Origin of the sequence: Pseudomonas sp. LH21, assembly GCF_036549575.1 — a bacterium.
GTDB classification, from domain to species: Bacteria; Pseudomonadota; Gammaproteobacteria; order Pseudomonadales; family Pseudomonadaceae; genus Aquipseudomonas; species Aquipseudomonas peradeniyensis.
The window spans coordinates 2,444,952-2,468,700 of sequence record NZ_CP144367.1 but is presented as its reverse complement, the minus strand read 5'-3'; the positions used below and the strand labels follow the sequence as shown (position 1 = coordinate 2,468,700).

22 protein-coding genes and 1 pseudogene are annotated in these 23,749 nt (G+C 63.7%); 8 read left to right on the top strand and 15 right to left on the bottom strand.

What is annotated here, in order from left to right; genetic code table 11:
• Positions 1-243 precede the first annotated feature (243 nt).
• On the top strand, positions 244-1,041 hold the full coding sequence (locus VUG52_RS11405) for a helix-turn-helix transcriptional regulator (RefSeq protein ID WP_050706032.1): 798 nt from the start codon (positions 244-246) through the stop codon (positions 1,039-1,041).
• A gap of 28 nt (positions 1,042-1,069) precedes the next feature.
• On the opposite strand, the gene VUG52_RS11400 is transcribed toward VUG52_RS11405, so the two are convergent.
• From VUG52_RS11400 to VUG52_RS11380, 5 genes are all read right to left on the bottom strand, one after another.
• The gene (locus tag VUG52_RS11400) at positions 1,070-2,536 is read right to left on the bottom strand and encodes a DNA-3-methyladenine glycosylase 2 family protein (RefSeq protein ID WP_050706033.1); all 1,467 of its coding nucleotides are present in this window, start codon (positions 2,534-2,536) and stop codon (positions 1,070-1,072) included.
• 175 nt (positions 2,537-2,711) lie between these two features.
• A complete protein-coding gene (locus VUG52_RS11395; protein ID WP_050706034.1) occupies positions 2,712-3,761 on the bottom strand; it encodes a chitinase in 1,050 nt (349 codons plus the stop codon).
• A 37-nt stretch (positions 3,762-3,798) separates the two neighbouring features.
• Complete coding sequence (locus VUG52_RS11390; RefSeq protein WP_028689290.1) at positions 3,799-4,434, bottom strand: lytic polysaccharide monooxygenase auxiliary activity family 9 protein; 636 nt, start codon at positions 4,432-4,434, stop codon at positions 3,799-3,801.
• 420 nt (positions 4,435-4,854) lie between these two features.
• Positions 4,855-6,546, bottom strand: coding sequence for a phospholipase D-like domain-containing protein (locus tag VUG52_RS11385; RefSeq protein WP_050706035.1), 1,692 nt, complete (start codon positions 6,544-6,546; stop codon positions 4,855-4,857).
• Between the two features lie 22 nt (positions 6,547-6,568).
• Positions 6,569-7,336: a ribonuclease T2 family protein gene (locus tag VUG52_RS11380; protein ID WP_050706036.1), complete on the bottom strand. Its 768-nt coding sequence runs from the start codon at positions 7,334-7,336 to the stop codon at positions 6,569-6,571.
• 153 nt (positions 7,337-7,489) lie between these two features.
• On the opposite strand from VUG52_RS11380, the gene VUG52_RS11375 reads away from it, so the two are divergent.
• Together VUG52_RS11375 and VUG52_RS11370 are read left to right on the top strand one after the other, a co-directional pair.
• Complete coding sequence (locus tag VUG52_RS11375; RefSeq protein WP_050706037.1) at positions 7,490-7,672, top strand: DUF2986 domain-containing protein; 183 nt, start codon at positions 7,490-7,492, stop codon at positions 7,670-7,672.
• Positions 7,673-7,713: 41 nt separating this feature from the next.
• A complete protein-coding gene (locus tag VUG52_RS11370) occupies positions 7,714-8,178 on the top strand; it encodes a VOC family protein (RefSeq protein WP_050706038.1) in 465 nt (154 codons plus the stop codon).
• Between the two features lies 1 nt (position 8,179).
• On the opposite strand, the gene VUG52_RS11365 is transcribed toward VUG52_RS11370, so the two are convergent.
• The 6 genes from VUG52_RS11365 to VUG52_RS11340 form a co-directional block, all read right to left on the bottom strand.
• Positions 8,180-9,001 (bottom strand): MipA/OmpV family protein, encoded by an 822-nt coding sequence (locus VUG52_RS11365; protein WP_050706186.1) that lies wholly within the window; start codon positions 8,999-9,001, stop codon positions 8,180-8,182.
• Positions 9,002-9,158: 157 nt separating this feature from the next.
• Complete coding sequence (locus VUG52_RS11360; RefSeq protein WP_050706039.1) at positions 9,159-9,455, bottom strand: DUF3144 domain-containing protein; 297 nt, start codon at positions 9,453-9,455, stop codon at positions 9,159-9,161.
• 28 nt (positions 9,456-9,483) lie between these two features.
• Positions 9,484-10,119, bottom strand: a complete 636-nt coding sequence (locus tag VUG52_RS11355) for a LysE family translocator (protein ID WP_050706040.1) — start codon at positions 10,117-10,119, stop codon at positions 9,484-9,486.
• A 187-nt stretch (positions 10,120-10,306) separates the two neighbouring features.
• A complete protein-coding gene (locus VUG52_RS11350) occupies positions 10,307-11,641 on the bottom strand; it encodes an MFS transporter (protein ID WP_050706041.1) in 1,335 nt (444 codons plus the stop codon).
• A gap of 229 nt (positions 11,642-11,870) precedes the next feature.
• Complete coding sequence (locus tag VUG52_RS11345; protein WP_050706042.1) at positions 11,871-13,412, bottom strand: class I adenylate-forming enzyme family protein; 1,542 nt, start codon at positions 13,410-13,412, stop codon at positions 11,871-11,873.
• A gap of 2 nt (positions 13,413-13,414) precedes the next feature.
• On the bottom strand, positions 13,415-14,593 hold the full coding sequence (locus VUG52_RS11340) for an acetyl-CoA acetyltransferase (RefSeq protein ID WP_050706043.1): 1,179 nt from the start codon (positions 14,591-14,593) through the stop codon (positions 13,415-13,417).
• A 135-nt stretch (positions 14,594-14,728) separates the two neighbouring features.
• Here VUG52_RS11340 and VUG52_RS11335 point away from each other — a divergent pair, with 135 nt between their 5' ends.
• From VUG52_RS11335 to VUG52_RS11315, 5 genes are all read left to right on the top strand, one after another.
• On the top strand, positions 14,729-15,301 hold the full coding sequence (locus VUG52_RS11335; protein WP_050706044.1) for a LuxR C-terminal-related transcriptional regulator: 573 nt from the start codon (positions 14,729-14,731) through the stop codon (positions 15,299-15,301).
• A 254-nt stretch (positions 15,302-15,555) separates the two neighbouring features.
• On the top strand, positions 15,556-16,056 hold the full coding sequence (locus tag VUG52_RS11330; RefSeq protein WP_050706045.1) for a sigma-70 family RNA polymerase sigma factor: 501 nt from the start codon (positions 15,556-15,558) through the stop codon (positions 16,054-16,056).
• 10 nt (positions 16,057-16,066) lie between these two features.
• Complete coding sequence (locus VUG52_RS11325) at positions 16,067-17,002, top strand: FecR domain-containing protein (protein ID WP_050706046.1); 936 nt, start codon at positions 16,067-16,069, stop codon at positions 17,000-17,002.
• A gap of 110 nt (positions 17,003-17,112) precedes the next feature.
• Positions 17,113-19,596, top strand: coding sequence for a TonB-dependent siderophore receptor (locus tag VUG52_RS11320; RefSeq protein WP_050706047.1), 2,484 nt, complete (start codon positions 17,113-17,115; stop codon positions 19,594-19,596).
• Positions 19,597-20,247: 651 nt separating this feature from the next.
• On the top strand, positions 20,248-21,174 hold the full coding sequence (locus VUG52_RS11315) for an RHS repeat-associated core domain-containing protein (protein WP_256206003.1): 927 nt from the start codon (positions 20,248-20,250) through the stop codon (positions 21,172-21,174).
• A gap of 160 nt (positions 21,175-21,334) precedes the next feature.
• Here VUG52_RS11315 and VUG52_RS11310 read toward each other — a convergent pair whose 3' ends face one another.
• The 4 genes and pseudogenes from VUG52_RS11310 to VUG52_RS11295 all read right to left on the bottom strand — a co-directional run bounded on the left by VUG52_RS11310 (position 21,335) and on the right by VUG52_RS11295 (position 23,629).
• Entirely contained in the window at positions 21,335-21,622 is a 288-nt protein-coding gene (locus VUG52_RS11310; RefSeq protein WP_050706048.1) for a DUF3077 domain-containing protein, read from the bottom strand.
• 144 nt (positions 21,623-21,766) lie between these two features.
• Positions 21,767-22,024, bottom strand: coding sequence for a hypothetical protein (locus VUG52_RS11305; RefSeq protein WP_050706187.1), 258 nt, complete (start codon positions 22,022-22,024; stop codon positions 21,767-21,769).
• Between the two features lie 378 nt (positions 22,025-22,402).
• Positions 22,403-23,307: pseudogene (locus VUG52_RS11300) on the bottom strand (alpha/beta fold hydrolase).
• Between the two features lie 163 nt (positions 23,308-23,470).
• On the bottom strand, positions 23,471-23,629 hold the full coding sequence (locus tag VUG52_RS11295) for a DUF3077 domain-containing protein (protein WP_256206004.1): 159 nt from the start codon (positions 23,627-23,629) through the stop codon (positions 23,471-23,473).
• Positions 23,630-23,749: the final 120 nt, after the last annotated feature.

The following is a 23,749-nucleotide window of genomic DNA, read 5'->3' as shown; positions in this document are numbered from 1 at the left end:
TGGACCTGGGCTGGAATGTAGGCTGGCGCAGCGATTGGGCCAATTACCTAAAGGGGGTACGCCTCTTGACGGGGAGCGGGAAACCTCACAAGACTGCGCAATCGCAGGTCAAATCTTGTGGGAGCGGGCTGGCCCCGCGATGGCGTAGCGTCAGGCAACCCTGCAATATCGCGGGGCAAGCCCGCTCCCACGCCCCCTCATTCCAGTCAACTGACTCGTAACAGTCGCCAGCAATGGGGTCTCATGCACAACCTGTTCACCGAAGCCAGCACTCACGCAGGCCTCGCCCGCACCGTCGAGCAGATCGGTCAGCCACGCTTCTGGCGCCAGTTGATCCTGCTGTTGCAGCAGTGGCTGGCGTTCGACAATGCGCTGGCGATGTTCTACCCCCGCGCCGGCCTGCCCCGGGCGCTGGAGATCTTCGATGCCCGGGGTGAAGGCAACCCCGAAGCCATGGCCCTGTACCTGAGCGGCCTGTACCAGCTCGACCCGTTCTACCAGGCCTGCCAGGAGCGCATCGGCGACGGTCTGCACCGGCTCGAGGAAGTGGCACCAGACCAGTTCCGCCAGAGCGAGTACTACCTCAAGTACTTCCACGACCATGTGCTGGAAGACGAGGTGCAGTTCATCGTGCAGTTGGCTGACAGTGGCGCCCTGTCGCTGTCGCTGGGACGCCGCGAGCGGTTCGACAGCGCCAGCCATGGCTTGCTGGCGGTGGTGTGCCCGTGGGTGGTCGCGCTGATGGCCCAGCACTGGCTGCAGCAGAGCCTGCGCCCAGCGCCCGTGGCAGGCATGGCCCATCAGGTGCGCGATGCCATGAGCCTGTTCGGGGCCAAGGTATTGTCGGAGCGCGAGCTGGAGATCGCCCGGCTGATCCTGCGGGGGTATTCATCCAAGGCCATGGCAGAGCGCCTGGCCATCTCCCCGGAAACCATCAAGGTCCATCGCCGGCATCTCTACGCCAAGCTGGATATTTCGTCGCAACCGGAGTTGTTCTCGTTGTTCCTGCAATCGCTGGGGCATGATCCGCAGGATCCCTGAGCCCGCCACACAGCGTTTGCCAAGACACTCACGGACGCGCCGCGCCTGCCAGCCCCTGCCAGGCACGCAGCACCGCATAGCCACGCCAGGGCCGCCAATCCTGCGCAGCCTGTGTGGCGGCAATGGCGCTGTTGACGCCCAGGGCCTTCTGCAGCGCCACGTCACCCGCCGGAAACGCATCGGGCCAGCGCAACGCGCGCAAGGCGATGTACTGGGCCGTCCAGTCGCCGATGCCGGGCAAGGCACGCAACTGGGCGCAGGTGGCCGCGACATCGACGCCGGGGCTCAGCACCAGGCGCCCCTCCCCCACGGCCTCGGCCAGGGCCTTGAGCGCAGCCTGGCGCTGGCGCGTGATGCCCAGGCGGCCAAGGGCGTCACCGCTGGCCGCCGCCAGGCTGGCTGGCGTGGGAAACAGACGGTCCAGCGCTGCAACGGGGGTCTGGATGGGTTCGCCAAAGGTGCCGACCAGGCGCGCGCCCAGTGTGCGCGCTGCGGCCACGGTGATCTGCTGGCCAAGCACGGCACGCACCGCCAGCTCGAAACCGTCCAGCGTACCTGGCACACGCATGCCTTCACTCGCCGGGAACGTGGCCTGCAACACACTGTGGATCGCCAGCGGGTCGGCATCCAGGTCGAACGCGGCCCGCACGCGGTTGATCAGCGTGGGCAGCATGCCTGCCAGGCTGTCACTGATGGTCACCTGCGCCTGGGCACGCTGGTCGTCAAGGCTCACACTGAGCCAGCCGCTGCACGCCTGCTGGCCCTGCACAAGGCGCAGGGTGCGCATGTACTGCCGGCCCTCCACCCATTCCAGGCCCGGGATGGCGCGCAGGCGCAGGAAGCCCAGCATCGCCTCCACGTCATAGGGCGGGCGCCAGCCCAGGCGAATGCTCACCCCATGCCCATTGGCGGTCGAGCGGGCGCGGCGCAACGCGCTGGGGTTCAGGCCATAATGCTGGGAGAACGCATCGTTGAAGCGCCGCACGCTGCCAAAGCCGCTGGCCAACGCCACCTGGGTCATCGGCAGCTGCGTGTCGGCGATCAGTTGCTTGGCCGCCAGCAGCCGGCGTGTCTGCAGGTACTGCAGCGGCGAGACCCCGAAATGCGCCTCGAAGATGCGTCGCAGATGGCGGTCGCTCACCCCCAGGTGGCGGGCGATGTCGACCATCGTACGCACGCTCTGCGGCTCGTCCAGCATGCGCGCCGCCTGCACGGCCAGGATGCGCGAGGCATCCTCGGTACTCCACGCCACCGCACGCGGCGCGAGCTCAGGGCGACATCTCAGGCACGGCCTGAAGCCCGCCGCCTCGGCCTGGGCGGCATGCCGGTAGAAACGCAGGTTCTCGCGCCGTGGCGTCTTCACCCGGCACACCGGCCGGCAATAGATGCCGGTGCTGGTGACTGCGGCGAAGAAGGCGCCATCGAAGCGCGCGTCATGCGCTTTCAGGGCCAGGTAGCAGGCATCGCTTTCGGGGGAATCGATGAGGTTGGTCATGAGCGACATCCTATGCCCTGGATGCGCTTGCGGCTCGCCATTTTCGGACATATGGCTTGCAGTCCTGCACACAACAAAAAATCCGATGCCTTGCGGCATCGGATTCTCATCGATCGATCACCTCGGCAGGCCTCGACTGCCGGGCATCAGGCACGTCTGCCCGATGCAGGTTCGATCAGGCGCCGGTCGGTGCCTTGCGGGTGCGTGCGGGCGCCTTGGTGCCGTTGATCAGCGGCCCGTAGCGTCGGCTGAACTCCTGGTTGTAGGGCACGTGGTCCTTGTTGACCCCGTTGTCCCAGTTGACCGACCAGGTCATCAGGCCCTTGATCGACACACCCTTGGCGTACAGGCGCTTGAACGCGTTGGTCACCGCCGTCGGGTTGACCACATAGCCGGTGGCGGCGGCATCGACGTTGGCCGGCAGGCCGATGACGAACTTGTCGGCCGGGATCCGGGTGAAGCCGCGGGTGCCGCTGACCAGGCTTTCGGTCAGGTAGAAGAGGAAGTCCTCTTTGAGCGCATCGTTGTTCTGGGCGATCCAGGCGCCCCTGCCGTTGTTGGCCTCCTGCACCCACAGCCCGTCGCCACCCTGGTTGTAGAACTGCGGGGCGATGAAGTCGTAGTACCCCTCCAGTGCCTTGAGGTAGTCGACGTAGCGCCCGGCGCTGGTCAGGTAGGGGAACTCCGGTGCCATGCTGATGATGAAATGCTTGCCCTCGGCGGCATAGTGATCCTTAACCAGCTTCAGCGCGGCGGGCAGGACGGTCTTGTTGGCGGCGAAGTCGATCGCGCTCTGTTCAAGATCGATGTCCAGCCCGTCGAAACCGTAGGTTTCCACCAGGCGGATGATTTCATTGGCCAGCGGCTGTTCGTGGCCCGGGTTCAGCGCGATATGCGCATCGGCACCGCCCAGCGACATCAGCACCGCCCTGCCCTGGCTGTTGAGCACGCCGACCTGGCGGCGGAACTCGGCGTCGGACAGGTTGTACGGCTTGAAGGTAGGGATGCCGCTGCCCTTCATGAACGCCACGGCCACCACGTTGTAGTCGCGCGGCACCTCCTCCAGGCTCATGTTGGCGAACTGCCCGCGCTGGTAGCCGTCCGCAGGGCCCGCCGGCCAGTTGTGCCAGTAGCCCATGAGGATCTTCTTGCCCTCGAGGCTGGGCATGCGCGAGGCGGCGTCGTCGCGCGCGGCCTTCAGTTGGGTAAAGTCAATCTTTGACATGTTCCAATCCTTTAGAACGTGTGGAAGATTCGCGGACTTACTTGAAGTCGACGTCGAAGGCCTGGTAGAAGGCGTTGCCGGTGTTGGCGACGATCCACATCAGGACGATCACATGACGGCCCTTCTTGTTGGCCGGCAGCTTCACTTCGTGGTCTACCTTGGCCTTCAGCTCGCCGGCATGGCTGTAGTACGGCACCTGCGGGTAGAAGTCCTCGGCGAACGGCTTGTCCTCCAGCTGCGCACGGGTGATGCGCTGTTTCGGATCCCAGCCGTCCTTGGTGATCAGCCAGCGGTAGCCGCGGGTGGTGTGCGGCGCGGTGTAGCGCCAGGTCACCTTGAACAGCTGCCCGGGGTCGACGTTCACCAGCGGCCAGGTGAAGGCGCGGTTGAGCTTCTTGCTCATCTCCTCGTCGGTGAAGTTGACGCAGTCGCGGGCGTCGGTCTTGCCACCGCTGAGGATGTAGCCGTCGGCGGGCGGGGCGACGCTTGGGTTGTCCGACTGGAACGGTGCGGGGAACGGGCCGGCCGCCAGGGCCGGGAAGTTCTTGCCGCCTTCCATTTCGTCGACCTGCCAGCCGCTGAGCACGCCGAGGTCGATGGCGACGGCGCCGCGGGAAGCCGGGGAAGTGACGCGGCCATGGCGAAGTGGGTTCTGGTTTTGTGGTTGGTTCATGTTCATAGCTCCATTTGATTTGAGAACTCTCCCTTTCCGAAGGAGAGGCCTTCAAACTAACGGAGCTGGATTTATTGTCCACGGGGCGATTTTGCGCACTGAAGCCGACCGTTGGGAGAAACCCCAATGAATACTGGATATTCATACAGTATCGCTATGCTTCTCCTACCCATCATGGAGCAAATCACCTACATGCCCAGGCGGCGCATGGCTGCTCTAATGGAACAAAACATAATACGTTGATTTAGCTGGGACAGCGTGGGAGCGGGCTTGCCCCGCGATGCGGCGTTTGGCACCGGCTCCGCCGGTGATCGCGGGGCAAGCCCGCTCCCACGCTGGAACCCTGTTCCTCCGCGACAGCGCAGCTCGGAAGGGCTTTGTGATCTCCTACAAGGGATTGCGTATGGCCTGAGGAGACTGTCAGCCGACCAGATAGCGGCGCCGCTTCGACCGGTAGTTAGACGGATCCAGGTGCGCGGGCAACCATTGCCCGGCCTGCGGCTTGAGGTAGTTGCCAGTGCTCCCAGGCCGGGCCTGGTACTTCGCCGCCAGGTAGCGCGCGTAGTGGTGATCGAACAGGCGCATGAACTCGCCGAAGTAGATGTCCGCCACCCGGGTGTCGCCGTGGATCACCAGCATGTTCTCGTCGTTCTTCTCCTGGGAGGCGGCGCTGAAGTTCGCCGACCCGGTCACCACCGTGGGCTGCTCGCCCAACGGGTCGACCAGCAGATACTTGGTATGCACGAAGTCGTTGCTGTTGAGCGGGTTGTCACGCTCCTTGAGCGCGTTGGTCAGCGGGTTGTCCTCGCCCAGGTAGCTGCCGGCGGCGAAGATCACGTCACCGTCGGTGCCGATGTCCTCGGTCTTCCTGAGCGGGTCGTCCTTGATCACGTAGCGCAGCACATCGTTCTGCGCCTGGAGCACCTTCTGGAACTCCGGGGCGATCTCGAACGCAGCAGTGAAGCACACCAATTGCCGGGCATTGCCGGCCAGGTCTGCATACCACTGCAAGGTCTTCTGCGCCTGGGGCGTTTCCTTGCGCTCGCGGGGGCTGAACAGCGGGTAGGTGCCCGGCTGCAACGGCAAGGCGGGCAACGGGCTGGCCTGGGCGTTGGGCACTCGCAAGCTCGCCGGGGTCATGTTCTGTTGCAGCCGCGTCCAGTAGTCCAGGTATTGCCGCGCGATGATGGGGTCGTGGACAACATGGCCGACATTGGAGTGGCCGAAGATCCCGCCAGCCGAGATATTGGTCGAGCCGGTCCAGACGCTGACCGGCTGGCCGTCCTTGAGCAGCACGATGAACTTGTTGTGGCGGATGCCTTCGCTGACCGTGCGCGGATGCACCCAGGCCTGCAGGCCGGCCTGCTCGATGGTGGCCAGGTTGTTCGCCTTGTACTTGCTCTGGGCATCGAAGACGATCTGCACGTCGCCTTCACGGGCGGCCTCGCGCAGAGCCTGGGCAACCGGCAGGTACTGGAACTCATAGAACGCCGCGCGCAGGCCCATGCCTTTCGCGCCGCCTCGCCCGATGAAGTCGAGCAGGGCCTCGTACAGGCCCCGCGAAAGCCATTTCATCGGTTTGGAGGCCGGCGCATCCGGATCGGGAGCGACATTGTCGAACTCCCTGGCATAAGCCTGGGAGCCAATCACGCCGCGGTTGAAATGGATATCGTGCCCCAGGCCCTCGCCGCCCGGAGCAAGCGTCGGCTCACAGCGCACGCGCACCGAGACGCCCCGGGCTTCGTCGATGCTCAAGTTCCTGGGCTCGCCGAACACCGGCTGCACCGTGTAGGCGTACTCCCCTTCGGGCGCGACGGTGTAGTCGGCCCACAGGAAACTCTGGATCGGTTGCTCGCTGGTCGGCACCAGCGTGCCCGGTGGCAGTCCCTTGTCCTTGTCAGCGAAGCGCTTGAGGCCGCGCAGGTAGTATTGGGTTCGCAGCTTGCCGGCCGCGTCGAAGTACCGACGGTGCACGGCAAAGCCCAGCAGGTTCTGCTCGCCGACCAGTGTCTCGAGGCTCGGCGGCGTGACGAAGTCCCAGGCCAGGAACACGACATGGGTGCCGGCGATGGCGCGGATGCGCAGGTAGTCGCCAGTGGCGGAAGCTCGCATGGGTGCACTCCTTGCAGGCCGGTTACTGGAACGGCGTCCTGACCTTGATCTGCTGGTTGTCGGGGGTCCCGCCGCTCGGGCACGGAATCGGGGCAAGCTGCTTGTCCAGGCACACCCAGAGCTCCTTCAGGCGGTTGCCCGAACCCACCGAGACCCGCAGGCTCTGTGCCGGCAATGCAGGGTTGCGGGCCAGGAAGGCCTGCTTGATGTCGCTGACCTTGGCGTTCACCAGTTGATTGGGGCCAGGATCGCTACCGAGCATGGCTTGCGTGTCGGGACGGCGCAGCGTGTCGTACACCCGCTGGATATCGGCGAAGTAGCGGTCGGCGGACGACCAGCCACAGGTGCCGTGAGCCTGCCATTCGTTCTGCATCAGGTCCGGCCCCGGCATCATGCACAAGTGCTGCCTGACCAGTGGCGCCGGCAGCGAGCCGACGCTCTGGCAGTTGCGAGGATGGTCCTGGTTGGACTTGGCATAGCGGTTCTGCGGCCACAGGCCATGCACCACCCACTCGAAACGGTTGCCGGAGAAGCACTGGAAGGCATGCTTGTCCCGTTGCGCCTTGGGCTTGTTGCGCTGGGCCTCGCAGTGCTCCGGCGACCAGGACAGCACCAGCGCCAGGTAGTCGGTGGGCAAGTCCTTGTTGACGTAGTCCACCGGGCGCACCGGCGCGGGCTCGACGACGTCGGGCAACGCGCAGATTTCCTCGGCGAAGATCGGCGAGGCGGCGGCCAGCCAGCCCCAAAGCAGTGTTCTAGCCCAGGCGCAATGCCGTGGTGATCCTTGCATGATGACCTCCTTGTCGGGTTCGACAGGCTCCGTGCCTGCCCTTCGTGCAAACCCGTCAGGTGATGGTGTAGCGCGAATATGACGATTCGTCAGTGGCGCTTTGTTGTATCGTTCTCTCCTGCCGTACCACCAGGCGCCAATGAAGCGAAAAACATGAACCGTCGTAAAAAGATCAACCAGCTGTTGAAAGCCCACGCCAAGAAGGCCAGCGCCAAACTGGCGCCGAAAAACCGCAATACCTACATCTGCAAGGCCGACCGACTGAAGCTGGCGGCCGAGGCCAGCCAGCAGGCCGAACCGACCACGGCGGACAGCGCCTCCCCCGCACAGCCCTGAGCCTGACAATGACAACACCTGCCGAGATAGCGAGCGATGCGATGGACCTGAAATTCAGCCACGTGGACGTGCTGGTCGCCGATCTGCAGGCCGCTTGTACCTACTACGCCCAGGTGCTGGGCGCCGAGATCTCGCGCACGCTCGTCTGGGAACGCGGCGGCCTGCATGTGCACTACGCCATCGCCCGGGTCGGTCAGGAACGCTTCATGCTGGTGCAGCCGCTGGCGGGCAACCTCAAGGACCTGCTCGACAGCCACGGCGAAGGGATGATCTACCGCCATTGCTATTCCACCCCGGACATCGAACAGGCCTATGACCAACTGACGGCCAACGGCATCCAGCCCGAGGACGAGAACGGCAAGCCGCTGGCGCGCGAGCACCTGCAGTCGCCTGCCGGTGCCCGCATCATCTGGCTGCCAAAGCGTTTCGGGCATTTCTCGATCGAGATCATCGAGGCACAGGCGCTCGAAGCCTTCATCGAGGAGGCATTCCTCCCGCAGGCCTGAGTCAGAACGTGTACTGCACCCCGACGGTCGAGGTGACCGGCGTATCCTGGCGGATGATCGGGCTGTGGCGAACCTGATCGGTGTAGTGCATCACATTCACGCTGGCGATGGTCGACCAGTGCGGGTCAAACCGGTGCATCCACGACAGCTCGCCCGAGTAGGCATAGATGCCCTGGTCGGCCTTGAATCGATCGAAATCGGTGTTGGCGCTTTGCTGGGCGGTGACGCCGAAGTAGGTCTGGTTGTACCTGGCCTGCCCCGCATGGGCGTTGACGCCCAGGGTCACCGTGTCGGCGTCGTTGTGGTGCAGCGTGCTCAGCAGGCCGAACTGATAGCGGTTGCCGCGTTTGTAGCCACCGGTACGCAGCTCGGCATCGGCGGTGATCGCCAGCCAGGGCAGGACCTGCTGGGCCAGGTTGATGTCGACCACCGTCGCACCGCCTACCTCGCCCATGCCTTTTAAATAATCCGAGCCATTGCGGTACTTGCTGTCACCGTCGGCACGGCCGAAGTCGTAGCCAAGCGAGAGGCTGGCACTGAAGCCGCTGTCGAACTGGTGCTGAACGCCCACGCCCTTGAGGCTGTCGGCGAAGAAGATGCCGCGCTGGAGGGTCACCGATGGCAACAGGTGGCCCTGGCTGCCCTTCGCGCCCATGTAGCGCGGCGCGGCATGCAGGGCGAAGCCGGCGGTGACCTGGGTCTCATCGCCCCAGATGATGTCCGGCGCAGTCTTTTCCTGGGCACTGGCCTGGCTGCAGGCAAGCGCCGCGTTGAGGGCAAGCGAAGTGCCCAGTATCTTCCTGATGGACGTTGATTCGAACATGATCATGACTCGCTGGATAAGGGTTTCGACACCACGGGAAACGCACCGGCATTGCCCGGTGCATTTCAACGGGGGCGAACTTTAGCGAGGCTCTGTCAACGTTCCTTCCAGCGATTGTCAAGGTCGTGTGAAGATCGCCAGATTTTCTGGGCGGACCTCAGCTGTCCTTGCCCAGCACATAGCGGTCGAACTGCTGGATATGTTCATCGAGGTTGTCCTCGAGCATCATCCGGTACTGCTCGCAGAAGTACTTCAGAAGCTCCTCCCGCGCGGCGGCCATCTCCTGTGCCGACTTGAAGCTGCGCGCCGTCATCCAGGCATTGAAGCGACTGGCGGCGAAGGTCATCGAAGCGCTGACCTTGCCGAGGTCCTCGAGCTTTTCGATCTGCTGGTTGGCCAGTTCGATATGCGCGTCGGCGCGGTCGTAGAAGGCCTGGTCGGTGGCTTGTGCCATGGCGGTATACCTATTGGAGACGTTTGCTTCAGGCTGTCTTGGCCTGAACAGTGAACAGGCTGGCCCCCAGCGTCATGAACGACACGCCGAACAGGCGGTTCATCAGGCGCGCGCGGTTCGGTGCGGCCAGCTGGCGTTTCAAGGCCTGGGCCAGGGTGACATAGAAGGCATGGGAGAGCATCGAGCACAGGGCGAAGGTGACCACCAACAGACCGAGCTGGCCGTCGGCGCCGTGGCCGGTGCGCATGAACTGCGGCAGGAAGGCGGCGAAGAACAGGATCGCCTTCGGATTGGTCAGCGCCACCGTCACGCCGTTGAGCAGCAGCCGGCGATTGCTGGCGATGGCCTTGGTCGGCTGCTCCAGCTGGTCAAAGGCGCTGGTGCGACGCTTCCACTGCTTGATGCCCAGGTAGATCAGGTAGCTCGCGCCAAGCACCTTGAGCAGCAGGAAGGCCGTGGCCGAGGTTTGCAGCAGCATCCCGAGGCCGGCACTGGTGGCGGTGGACACCACCAGCAGGCCGAAGGCGTTGCCGAGCGAACCGAGCATTGCCCGCCTCGGCCCGTGGGACAACGAGTTGGACAGGGCCATGATGACCCCTGGGCCTGGCGACAGGGTCACCAGCATCGAGACGACGACAAAACCGAACCAATCGTGAAGCGACATCCTTGTACATCCCCGGACCGATAAAGTGAGGCGGCGACTGTAACAGAATGCTGCTCTGGTCCAAATCCCTGACTGTGGGGGCCGGTTTACCCGCGAACACCGGCGAAGCCGGTACCACGCACCACGTTGCCTGCTTCGCGGCGGTTCGGCGCCCCGATAGACCCGCCCCCACAAAGGTCTCCTGCCCTCAGGCCGAACGCAGGTTCAATGGGTTCGGTTCAACCGGCTGGCGCGCAGCGTGGCCACAGGCGACGAAATCCTCCTTGCGCAGCACCACCAGCGCCACCAGCGACGCCACACCGGTGCCCACGTAGAAGTACCACGGCGCAGTGATATCCCCGGTCACCTTGATCAGCCAGGTGGAGATCAGCGGCGCGCTGCCGCCGAACACCGCCACCGGGATGTTATAGGCCATGGCGATGCCGGTGGAGCGGATCCGCGTCGGCAGCAGTTCGCTCATCAACGCGTAGGTCGACGAAGCATACAGCCCGAACAGGATCGCCACCGCCATCAGCGGCCAGAACAGGGTGGCCGGGGTAGCGCCGGGCGCGGTCTTGAAGAACCAGTACATGGCCAGGGTCGCCAGGGTGCCGATCACCATCAGGAACGGCTTGCGCCCGTAGCGGTCGGTGAAGGCGCCACCGAATGGCATCACCAGCGCCGCCGACAGGCTGGCGACGAACACGTAGAGCAAGGTGGTGCCGCTGTCGAACTTCAGCGTGTTGGACATGTAGGTCGAGGCGAAGGTCAGCACCAGGTAGAAGATCGAGCTGTGCAGGGTAATGATGAAAAACACCAGGGCGATCGCGCGCTTCCACTGCCATACCTCGCGCAGCGGCGCCTTGGAGGTCTGCCCGGCTTCCACCAGGGCGAGGAACTCGGGGCTGTCCTCGAGCTTGAGGCGAATGTACAGCGAGATGAAGCCCAAGGGACCGGCGATCAGGAACGGAATCCGCCAGCCCCAGTCCTGCATCAGCTCGGCGCCCAGCGCCCAGGTCATGCCATTGGCCACGGCGCCGCCCAGCAGCAGGCCCAGCACCGCGGTGACCATCAGCCAGCAGGTGGCGAAGCCGCGTCGACCGGGCCCGGCGTATTCGGAGATGAAGCTGGTGATGGTGCCGATCTCACCGCCGGCAGAGAAGCCCTGCACGCAGCGGATCAGCACCAGGATCACCGGCGCGGCGATGCCGATACTGGCGTAGGTCGGCAGCAGGCCGAGCAGGAAGGTAGAACCGGCCATCATCACCAGCACCGTGATCAGTGTGCGGCGGCGGCCGATCTTGTCCGCCAGCGGGCCGAAGAACAACCCGCCCAGCGGGCGGATGAAGAAGCTCAGGGCGAAGGCCGCGAAGCTCGCCAGCAGGCTGCTGGTGGGGTCGTCGGAAACGAAGAAGGCCTTGCCGATGTACAAGGCCAGGAAGCCGTAGACGCCGTAGTCGTACCACTCGATCAAGTGGCCGGTGGTGGCGCCGATAAAGGCGCGGCGCCGCTGGCGCTGGGTGTTGCCGGGTGACATGCCCATGTCGGGAACTCCTGTCGTGGTGCTTTCCATGAAAGATGCGGGTCAGTGGCTAATGCCAGTCAGTTAAGGCAATTGGGGTCGCTGCGCGACCCTTCGCGGGTAAACCCGCTCCCACAGGTACAGCGCTCGATTCAGCGTTTGCGCGATCCTGTGGGAGCGGGTTTACCCGCGAAGGGCTGCAAAGCAGCCCCAATAAGTGCGATGAAGCGCTAACTGACTGGCATTAGGGTCAGTGGCTGGCGAACGCCCCGTCGGGGTTCTGCAGCCACTGGCGCAGCTGGGTCTTGAGAATCTTGCCGTAGCTGTTCTTCGGCAGCTCGGCGCAGAACAGGTATTTCTTCGGTTTCTTGAACGAGGCCATGCGCGCCAGGAACCATTGGTTGAGCGCCTGGGCATCGAGGCTGCCCGGCGTGCGCGGCACGACGAAGGCCACCACCGACTCGCCCCATTCGGCGTCAGCCTCCCCCACCACGCAGGCCTCGAACACGTCGGGGTGCTGGATCAGCACTTCCTCGACTTCGCGCGGGTAGATGTTGCTGCCGCCGGAGATGATCACGTCCTTGCTGCGGTCGGTCAGGGTCAGGTAGCCGCGCTCGTCGAGCAATCCGATGTCGCCGGTGCGCAGCCAGCCGTCCACCAGGGTCGCCTGGGTGGCCTGCGGATTGTCCCAGTAACCCTGCATCACCACCGGCCCGCGCACGCTGATCTCGCCGGGTTCGCCGGGCGCCAGCGGCTGGCCCGCGCCGTCCACCACGCGGACCTCGACACAGGCCTGGGCCCGCCCCACCGAGGCGGCCATGGCGGGCCAGTCGGGGTGCTCACGGTCGGCGATGGCCTCACGCGACAGCGCGCTGATGGTCATCGGGCATTCGCCCTGGCCGTAGATCTGCACCAGGCGCGGGCCGAAGGTGTCCAGGGCCTCGCTGAGGTCCGCCAGGTACATCGGGCCGCCGCCGTAGACGATGGTCTTGATGCCCGCGCCGTCATAACCCTGCTGGCGGGCCTGCTCGACCATGCGCTTGACCATGGTCGGCGCGGCGAACAGGCTGACCTGGCTCAGGGCCTGCGCCAGGCCGAACAGCTCGGCGGCCTGGAAGCCCCGAGACTGCGGCACCACATGCCGGGCGCCGCAGCGCACGTGGACGAAGTTGTACAGCCCGGCGCCATGGGACATCGGCGCGGCATAGACCACGGCATCGGCCGCAGTCACCGGGTCGACGTCCAGCGGGTAGCACAGCGACATGGCGACCAGGTTGCCATGGGACAGCATCACGCCCTTCGAACGGCCCGTGGTGCCAGAGGTATAGAACAGCCAGGCCAGGTCGCTGTCCTGGCGCGGATGCGGCTGCGCCAGTTCATCGCGGCCCGACGGGTCAGGCGCGACCAGGGCAGGCGCGGCCAGCTCACGGCAGCCGACTGGCAGGGTCGCGCTGTCGAAGACCGCGCCCTCGTCGGTATAGATCAGGCGCGCCCCGGCATTGCCGACGATCCAGGCCGCTTCCAGGGCGTGCAGCTTGCTGTTGATCGGCACCGCCACCGCCCCGCTCCACCAGATGGCGTAGAGCAGTTCAAGGTAGGCGCAGCTGTTCTTCATCAGCAACGCCACCCGGTCACCCGGTTCGATGCCATGCGTGTGACGCAACGCCAGCGCCCGTGCCCGTACCTGGGTGGCAAACATCCGGTAATCGGCAACCTGACGCTCCCCGTCGAACAGCGCCGGGCGCTCGGGCCAGCGCTGGGCCGCATCCTGCAGCCAATGCGCGATGTTCATCCTCAGACCCTGACCGCTTGCAGCACGCTGGCATAGTTGGCGACCGCCATGCCGCCCATGTTGAACAGCAGGCCGAACTCGGCGTTGGGCACGCCCAGGCCGATGGGTTTGCCGGTCAGCTGGGCGAAGCCCAGGGCATGCATTGACACCCCGGTGGCGCCCACCGGATGGCCCTTGGCCTTGAGCCCGCCGGACAGGTTCACCGGCAAGCGCCCGCCCTGGCGCACGATGCCGTCATCCAGCGCCCGGTGCCCCTCGCCCCTTGGCGCCAGGCCCATGGCCTCGTAGATCAGCAGTTCGGCAATGGTGAAGCAGTCGTGCACCTCGGCGAAGCTCAGGTCGTTCAGGGTCACCCCCGCCTCGCGCAACGCCCCGTGGATGGCCCGTTGCGGCCCCTCGAAGGCGAGGATGTCGCGGCGCGACAGCGGCAGGAAGTCGTTGACCTGGACCATCGAGCGGATCGCCACCTGGCGGCGCATCGAGCGGGCGCGCTTGGGCGAGGCCAGCACGATCGCCGCTGCGCCATCGCTGATCAGCGAGCAGTCGGTCAGGCGCAGGGGCGCGGCGATCAGCGGGTTGCCCGGCGACACCTGGTTGCAGTGTTCGAAGTCCATCACCCGGTGCATCTGCGCCAGCGGGTTGGCCATGGCGTTGGCGTGGTTCTTCACGGCGATGGCCGCCATCGACGCCAGCGGGCTGTGGTAGCGCTCGGTGTACTGCTGCGCCACCTGGCCGAACAGCTGGGCGAAGCTCAGCCCGGCCTCCGCCAGGGCATTCTGGTAGCCGGCGCCGGCCAGCGCCCGGGTGACCTCGACCGTGCTGTTGCCGGTCATCTTCTCCGCGCCGACCACCAGCACCAGCTCGGCGGCGCCACTGCGGATCGCGTTGATCCCGGCCTGGATCGCCGCCGAGCCCGAGGCGCAGGCGTTTTCGCAGCGGGTGGCGGGCTTGAAGCGCAGTTGCGGGTCGGCCTGCAGCATCAACGAAGCCGGGAAGCCGTCGGCCACCAGGCCCGAGTTGAAGTGACCGAGGAACAGCGCGTCGATCTCGGCGGCGTCGATGGCCGCGTCCTGCAGGGCATCGCGGGTAACCTGGACGATCAGGTCCTCGAGGTTCAGGCCATCCAGGCGGCCGAAGCGACTGTGCGCGGCGGCAACGATGGCGATGGAATCGTGGAGCATGGTGATTTTCTTCTGTCCTTGAAGCGGGTATTGCATACAATGTGGCAGTATCCAAATCCCACGCTAGTTGGGGCAACTACGTACGCAAGTAAGTAGTGAGCCATACGGGACGTGACCCCCAAGGCAGGAAGCCTGATGACCGTACCTACCCACGCCTCCCCGGACCTGGAACGCCTGGCATTCCAGGTTTCACCCGCGCCACAGCTGATCACCGGCCACCGGCGCATGCTCGACTGCAACGAGGCCTTCGCCCGGCTGTTCGGCTATACCCGCGAAGAACTGCGCGGGCACCTGACCTTGCTGCTCTACCCGTCCCACGCCGACTACCAGAGCATCGGCGAACGCAGCGAGCACTGGCTGCGCAACGGGCTGGGCGCCTTCTACTCCGACGAACGCTTCATGCAGCACCGCAACGGCGAAGTGTTCTGGGCCAGGGCCCAGGGCTTCACGCTGACGGCGGAGGATCCGTTCAAGCTGATGATCTGGCATTTCGAACGGCTCGACCGGCAGCCGGCGCCGACGGTGCAACTGACGCCGCGGGAGCGGGAGATTTCCTTGCATATCGTCAATGGGCTGACCTGCAAGGAGGTGGCCCGAAAGCTGGGGATCTCGCATCGGACGGTGGAGGTGCATCGGGCAAGGTTGATGAAGAAGTTGCAAGCGAAGAACAGTGCGGAGTTGGTTTCGAAAATTATTTTCATCAGTTGAATGAAGGATCGGGAACCCGCTGGCCCACTGGGGCTGCGTTGCAGCCTTTTCCGGCCGGTCCGGCGCCCCGGCAAGACCGCTCTTACAGACGATCGCGGCCCCTGTAGGAGCGGCCTTGTGTCGCGAAAGGACCGCAGAGCGGTCCCGACATTGCCATGCCGAACAAAGCCCTTGGAACCACCCCAGCCCTTGCAATCCCACCACCACACCAAGACAATGCGAGCAATTACCATTTACATCATGGACCTCGCTCTATGTCGACGCTCGACCGCTCGGCGCTGCACCAGCTGTACAGCGAAAACAACGGCTGGTTGAAAAGCTGGTTGCGCGCGCGCCTGGGCAATACCGCCGATGCGTCCGACCTGGCCCACGACACCTTCCTGCGGGTCATGACCGCCCGCAACCAGGCGCCCATCCGCGAGCCACGCAGCTACCTCAGCGCCATCGCCCGTGCGCTGCTGATCGACAAGGTTCGCCGCCGCGCCATCGAGCAGGCCTACTTGCAAGCCCTGGCCCTGCGGCCCGAGCCGGTCGACGTGTCGCCGGAGATTCGCCTGTCGATCATCGAGATGCTGGTATCGGTCGATGCAATGCTCGACGAGCTCGGCCCAAGGACCCGGGACATTTTCCTCGCGGTGCAACTGGAAGGGCTGACCTATGCGGCGGTCGCCGAACGCTTCGACGTCTCGATCACCACGGTGAAGAACCACCTGATCCGGGCCATGACCCGCTGCCTGCTGGTGGTCGAGAGCTGAGGGCCGGGCTGTGGATATGAAGACGCTCGAAGCAGCCGCGACCTGGTACGTGCAGCTCAATGACGGTGATGCCGACGCTGCACGGACCCAGGCCTGGCAGGCGTGGCTGGCCGCAAGCCCCGCGCATGCCGAAGCCTGGGCGCGGGTGGAGAAGCTCCAGCGGCAATGGGCAATGGTGCCGAGCCAGGCCGCGCTGTCGGGCTTGGGCGCGGCCCAGGCGCAGCGCCGCGAGGTGCTGAAGGTGCTGGGCATGCTACTGGCCGTCGGCGGCGGCACCTGGCTGGCCAGCGAGCAGCTGCCCTACCGCGCCCTGCTCGCCCAGCAGCGCACCGGCAGCGGCGAGCGGCGCTCGCTGCGCCTGGAGGACGGCTCGCAGCTGGAACTGAACGTCGACACCGCGCTGGATGTGCGTTTCGATGCGCAGGTACGAGCGATCCAGCTGTACCGCGGCGAGATCCTGGTCAGCACCGCCAGCGACCCCGCCCGGCGCCCGTTCATCGTGCACACCGACAACGGCAGCGTGCGGGCACTGGGTACGCGGTTCAGTGTGCGGCAGCTAGCCGAGCAGACACGGGTCGGCGTGTTGCAGTCGGCCGTCGAGATTCGCCCCCAACACCACCTCGACCAGGTGCTGCGCCTGGACGCCGGACAACAGGCCGACTTCGACCGCGAGACGTTGGCTCGCGCCCAGCCCCTGCCCGCCGACTCGACGGCCTGGGTCCAGGGCATGCTCAGCGTCAACGACTGGCGCCTGGGCGACTTCATCGACGAGCTGGGCCGCTACCGCGCCGGCGTGCTGCGCTGCGCCCCGGCCATTCGCGGCATGAGCATTTCCGGCTCGTTCCGTATCGACGACACCGATATCGCCCTGGCGAACCTGCCCAAATCCCTGCCGGTGAAGGTGCGCTACCAGAGCCGCTACTGGGTCAGCGTGGAGCCTGCCTGAACCCTTAGCGAAAAAAGTTCTCCGCAATCTTGCTGATTTCGATTCTCGTCCGTCCATGACACAAGCCGCGACGACAGCGACTTTCCGCCATGACACGCAAGGATCACCCAATGCCCGCTCCCCACCCCACCGCCCGCCTGCGCCTGGCCATCCGCCGGTTCGCCTTCGGCCTGTCCCTCGCCTCCGTGCCCTGCGCGTTGTTCGCGCCGGCCCATGCCATGGCCAGCAGCCAGAACACCTACCATATCGCCGCCGGCCCCCTGGGCAACGCCATTACCCAGTTCGGTGTGCAAGCGGGAGTGACCATCTCGTTCGACACCGAGCAGACCCGCCACCTCAGCACCGCCGGGCTCGACGGCAGCTACAGCGTCGAGGAAGGCCTGCTGCGCCTGCTCGCCAGCAGCGGGCTGCAAGCCCAGCGCCAGGGCAACGGCGGCTATGTGCTGGTCCCGGCCGACAACGGCGCGGCGATGGAACTGGGGCCGTTGACCATCGACGCCAATCGCCTCGATGCCACCAGCGAGGGTACCCAGTCCTACGCCGCGCGTGCGGTGACCATCGGCAAAGGCGTGCACAGCCTCAAGGAAACGCCGCAGTCGGTCACGGTGATGACCCGCAAGATGCTCGACGACCAGAACCTCAACACCCTGGAACAGGTGCTGGACAAGACCCCCGGCATCACCGTCTACGACTCGCCCATGGGCGGCAAGTACTTCTACTCCCGTGGCTTCAACCTCGACGGCCAGTACCAGTACGACGGCGTGCCGCTGGATGTGGGTGGCAACTATGTGCAGGCCAACAGCTTCTCCAGCGACATGGCCTTCTACGACCGCGTCGAGATCCTCAAAGGCGCGGCCGGCATGATGAAGGGCTCAGGCTCGTCCGCCGGCGGCGTCAACTTCGTGCGCAAGCGCGGGCAGGACAAGGCCCATACCACGCTGACCCTGTCCGCAGGCACCTGGGACAACTACCGTGGCCAGGTGGACGTGGGCGGCCCGCTCAACGAGTCGGGCACCGTGCGCGGCCGCGCCGTGGCCACCCTGCAGGATCGTCAGTATTTCTACGACAACGCCAAGCGCCAGGACCAGGTGCTGTACAGCGCCCTGGACTGGGACGTGACACCCGACACCACTCTGGGCGTGGGCCTTGCCTATGAAGACGTCGACGCCTCGCCCTGCTACCACGGCCTGCCCCGCTACGCCGACGGCAGCGACCTGAAGCTGTCGCGCTCCACCTGCCTTGGCGCCAGCTGGAACGACCAGCAAAGCCAGCGCACCACCGGCTTCGCCGACCTCAAGCATCGCTTCAACGACGACTGGACGCTGAACTTCGCCTCGGTCTACACCCACAACAATCAGAACATCGAGTACGGCTATGCCGAGGGCGCGGTGCCGGTGGGCGCCGGCAGCGCCGGGATCCGCCGCTATGCCGGGCGGTTCGACTACGACCAGGACGACTACGGCTTCGATAGCTACCTCGACGGCAAGTTCGAGGCGTTCGGCCTCGAGCACGAGCTGATTGTCGGCGCCAACGCCAGCCGCCAGCAGACCCACGACTACTTCGCGCTGATGGGGCTGAGCGGTACCCAGAATCCATTCGATCCGTCGCCAGCCTTCCCCCACCCGTCCAAGGACGCGTTCCTGACCGCCCCCAGCCGCGGCGGTAGCGTACCCACCGACTCCACCACCACCCAGTACGGCACCTACGCCACCCTGCGCCTGAAGCTGGCCGAGCCATTGACCCTGGTGCTCGGTACGCGGGTGAGCTGGTACCGCAACAAGAGCGACTCCTACACCCAGGCCTGGGACTACTGGGTCCACAACCGCAGCCAGGAAAACGGCCAGGTCACGCCCTTCGCCGCCGTGCTCTACGACCTCAACGATGAGTGGACCGCCTACGCCAGCTACGCCGACATCTTCCAGCCGCAGAGCAACCTGGTGAATGCCCAGGGCCAAGCCTTGCAACCCAAGACCGGCGCCAACTACGAGCTGGGTATCAAGGGTGAGCTGTTCGGCGGCGCGCTGAACACCGCCTTCAACCTGTTCCGCACGGTCGAGGAGCACCGCGCCGAAACCGACTTCGCCGACACCTGCCTGGGCTCGGGCGACCAGTACTGCTACACCGACAGCGGCAAGGTCCGTGCCCAGGGCTTCGAGGCCGAGGTCAGCGGCTCGCCCATCGAACGCCTGCAGTTGCTGGCGGGCTATACCTACACCCAGACCAAGTACCTGAACACCATCAACCAGACCGACCCGACCGAGCTGACCTTCACCTCCAGCTTCATCCCGCGGCACATGCTCAAGGTCTGGGGCGACTACCAGCTGGACGGCGCGCTCGAGCGCTGGACGGTCGGCGCCGGGGTTTCCAGCCAGAGCGACAACTTCCGCCGCCAGGGCAACCTGAGCATCGAGCAGGCGGGCTACACCCTGTGGAGCGGCCGTGTGCAGTACCGCCTCGACGAGCACTGGAGCCTGGCGTTGAATGGCAACAACCTACTGGACAAGCGTTATTACTCGACCGTGGGGGCTACCGGCTGGGGTAACTACTATGGAGAGCCGCGCAACTTCATGGTGACGCTCAAAGGGAGTTTCTGATGGGGGCAGGGTCGGCGCAGTAAGGGCCAGGCCTTTCCAGGTGTTCGCCGCGAAGGTTTCTGCGCCTGTAAGATCGAGCGTCGCCCGCGTGGCGCATCGCGGCACAAGGCCGCTCATACATCTCATGGTTGCCCGCCCTGGTGCATGTCTTGAGACAGGTGAAGCGGCAGTGGTGGCCACGCTGAAACCGTGTCGGGCCAACAAGGCGGACCAGGTAATGGCACAGGACTGACTGGCCCGAAACAGATGTGGGAGCGGCCTTGTGCCGCGATGCGCCGCGCGGGCGGCGCTCGATCTCATAGGCGCTGCAAAGGTTGCGGCGGACACCTGGAGGCCCTCACTCGGTCAACAGCCCTTGCCCCCAAAGACCTGAGAGGGCTGCCCGTAAGCACGCCAACGTTTCATCACCCGCGCTCTGCTCACGGCTTGAGGAAAGCCTCAACAGCGCTGACGAACCGCTCCGGCTGATCAACCGCCATCCATTCGGGTGAAATAAACCCTACTGTAGGTGCCGCCTAAGAAACCGAGCGCGGCCTGCGTGACGTTCGACTTTCCTGCCGCCACCAGAAATTTTTAACCGCTCGCTTCGGTGCCTCAACAGATAGCTATCAATTTTACTAGTATTTATTTTCAGGTAGCCGTGGAATGCTTATGTTCCAGACCGTAACTGCCGGACGGATCCAAATGTCTATTGATTCGAAGCGCACCTCGGGCGAAGTCTTGTCAGGCAATACTCTAAGCCGTGCACTACCAGACGTATCCGTCAGACAAAAATTCAGATGCAGCTCGTACATCACCACTCTGATAGCCGCTGAACAAAATCATTCGCCCTCGAGCCTGTTCAAGCCCGCACATCCTCGACGATGCATTGTCTATTCCCCCTATGGCTGGCATAAAGGTGTATTGGCGCTACTTGGCTTTAACGGCGAGCCCTTTGATCCTTTGACGCAGCGCTATCACTTAGGTCACGGTTACCGGGCGTTCAGCCCCTCATTAAAGCGCTTCAACAGCCCTGACAGCATTAGTCCTTTTGGTGCAGGCGGCCTAAATCCATATATTTATTGTTTGGGGGACCCAGTAAACAACAAAGATCCAGATGGACACATTACAGTTTGGCAGTTTGTTACAGATACCACCCTAACCCTAAGGCATTTATTTAAGCGCAATAATGTGCCAACTGGTTATAAGTTGATTGGATTTCATGGCAGCGCTTCGATTTATGAGAAATCGTTAGCTGCGGGAATCGACCATAAATATTTTGGCAAAGGTGATCATGGAGACGGCTTTTACGCAACTGACAACTACAAACTGGCAAAACATTACGCCAACATAAGCGCATTCCTCACTCAGTCTAGCCCGCGCACTTACGGGGTATACATACAGAACTTTAACAACCTCGAAAGGGGTAAGGATTTCGACTACGCCGCCGGAACCGAAATAATGGTTTTCTTTGAAAGCTCATTTGACAAAATAAAGGTTCTACCCACAAAAGAATCAACACTATTTCGCAGAAATTCATATTATGAGCGCAACGCAGATTTAAACTCGAAATCAAGCGACATACGAGTTGACGCCTGACCTGCGCGATATATAGAAAGTTAGCAAAACTCGTCAGTTGGGCGCGACGACTGCGAGGGCAATGAGTACTGTAGAATACGGTGCACATTCCTTTATAAACCTGCCTATCTGCATTCCGTCATGAGGCTAGGCGGTCCTTTTCGAACCGCCGGGCTCTGTTTCACACCTTCTTCAACATCCCCATATGCGCATCATCCATCAATGCCTTGGCCATATCGCTCAGGTAGTGCGATGCCCAGACCAGCACTGGTTCGTTGTCCATCACACCGATGAAGGACGCCCGGCGGGCGCTGTCGAGCAGCACGGAGGCCTGCTCCATGGCGTGGCTTGCGCAGTTGCCGGGTTCCACACGGAACAGGCGTGTACCTTTGGTGGCGCCTTCCAGACAGGTGCAACTGCCGACGGTCCAGCCGAGCTGGCCGTGGTCTGCAGGGGTTTCGTTGTCCATTTGCGAAATCCTCTCTCGTGGAACTAACCGTAACTCATTGATTTAGCTCGATCCTGTAGGAGCGGCCTTGCGCCGCGAAAGGGCTGCGCAGCAGCCCCGGCAATTTTGATTGCGGCGCGGAACCTGGGGCCCGTGGCAGCTCTATCAGTGCAATGTGTATGACGGCGGTCGCATACTCATCTGAAGCTGGGCCAGTGCCGACTCCAGCAACATGCGGGTGGCATCAAGCTCGTGCATCATCGTCAGCATCACCAGGGTGGCCGGTGATTTTGGCAGATGGCTGAACGACTGATGGGCAACGGCCAGTGCACACATGACGTACTCGGTGGCCTGGACGAGGGTGTCTTCAAGGAGATGGGGGGATTCAGCGGACGGGGGTGGATCCGGGACGATCTTCAACATGACTTCATACTCGACGTTCATGAATGATCAACCAGACACCCATTCACCTGCAGGAGGATGGGTGGCGGCTACGTGCGGGTCTGCAAGTCCGGGGAACATCGAGCGATAACCCGGCCGGCCCGAGGGCCAACCGCACGTAGCCACCATTGAGCACAACCACTGGAAAACGCCAGCGACTCGAAGGTGAGTACAGTTCGATGTTCAGACGGGCTTGCAGGCCCGGTCGTTGATTTGGCAACGACCCAACGAGACTAGCCGCCACTTCGAGGGCGCAACAGTGGGCGAAGCATGCTTCGGAAATGGACTACTCGAAATAGGGAAAATCTGATTCATCCATGTAGGACGCGCCAACGAATCATTGGCCGGACTCTGCTCTGCTTACTTTTTGAGGAAGGTTTCTACAACGCTGGCGAACCGTTCCGGTTGATCGAGCATGACGAAATGAAAACTGTCATCGATCCGGGTGAAATGGATATCAGGTGTCGAGGCATAGGCCCGACGGAACGTTGCATCGACGCTGGATGCAGGCACGCCGTAAAAATCGTCGTATGCATAAACGACTTCGACCGGTGCGCTGATGCACCCGAGTTCGGGACGCAGATCGGTGACCATCAATTCATACACGGCGTCCGCCACAGTCTTGCGATCGGAGCTGATCCCCGCAGAAACCAGCCCTGGTCTGACCGCCTCGGTCTTGGCGAGTCGGGCAATAGATGCCTTCTGCATCGCTTCGCTCTGCTCCGGCGATGCCGCCAACAGCGAACTGCGCATTGCTGCTGCCTGCACGGTAGCGGTTTTGCTGGTGGCCGAAGGATCAATCAGCAACGTATAGAACGGCAACGCATCGACGATCATCAAACGACCGACCTGATCGGGATGACGAGCCCCCAGCATCAATGCAACCTCTCCCCCAGCGAGTGACCGATGATCACGGGTGCCTCGATATGCTGGGTGCGGATGTAGTCAGCAATTGCCTCGGCCACCGGAGCGACCACTTTCCCTTCGCTATCGGACAGCGCAGGCAAACCGGCAAAGCCTGCGAGCTGCACGAGGTGAAGACGCTGGCTCTGGCGTAACCGAGTGGTAAGGTCAGTCCATACCTCGCGAGACGAAGCCAGCCCCGGAATCAGGATCACATCCCTGCCCTCGCCTTCGACCTGGACCGAGATACGCTGCTGATCAGTGGGTAATGGAGACGAAGGCTGGCCGGGTGACGCCGATAGCGACGTCGACATCAACGACAAGGTGGTCCCGACTGCCGCGAGGATCATTGCGATACGCATTGGATTCCCCTCTCCAGGCGATGTGCTGCTTGTTTCATGGCCACTCCTTTGACTGATGAGAGCTAGGCACTATACGGACTTGTCGCCACGATAGAAGGCGTTGAGGGCATTCGAGCATGGTCTGGGTCGGCGCGGCTGCCCACCCAGACCACCGGCCTCTGTTTCACACCTTCTTCAACATCCCCATATGCGCATCATCCATCAATGCCTTAGCCATATCGCTCAGGTAGTGCGATGCCCAGACCAGCACCGGTTCGTTGTCCATCACACCGATGAAGGACGCCCGGCGGGTGCTGTCGAGCAGCGCGGAGGCCTGCTCCATGGCGTGGCTCGCGCAGTTGCCGGCTCGACACGAAACAGGCGCGTACCTTTGGTGGAGCCTTCCAGGCAGGTGCAGCTACTGACGGTCCAGCCGAGCTGGCCGAAGTCTGCAGGGGTTTCG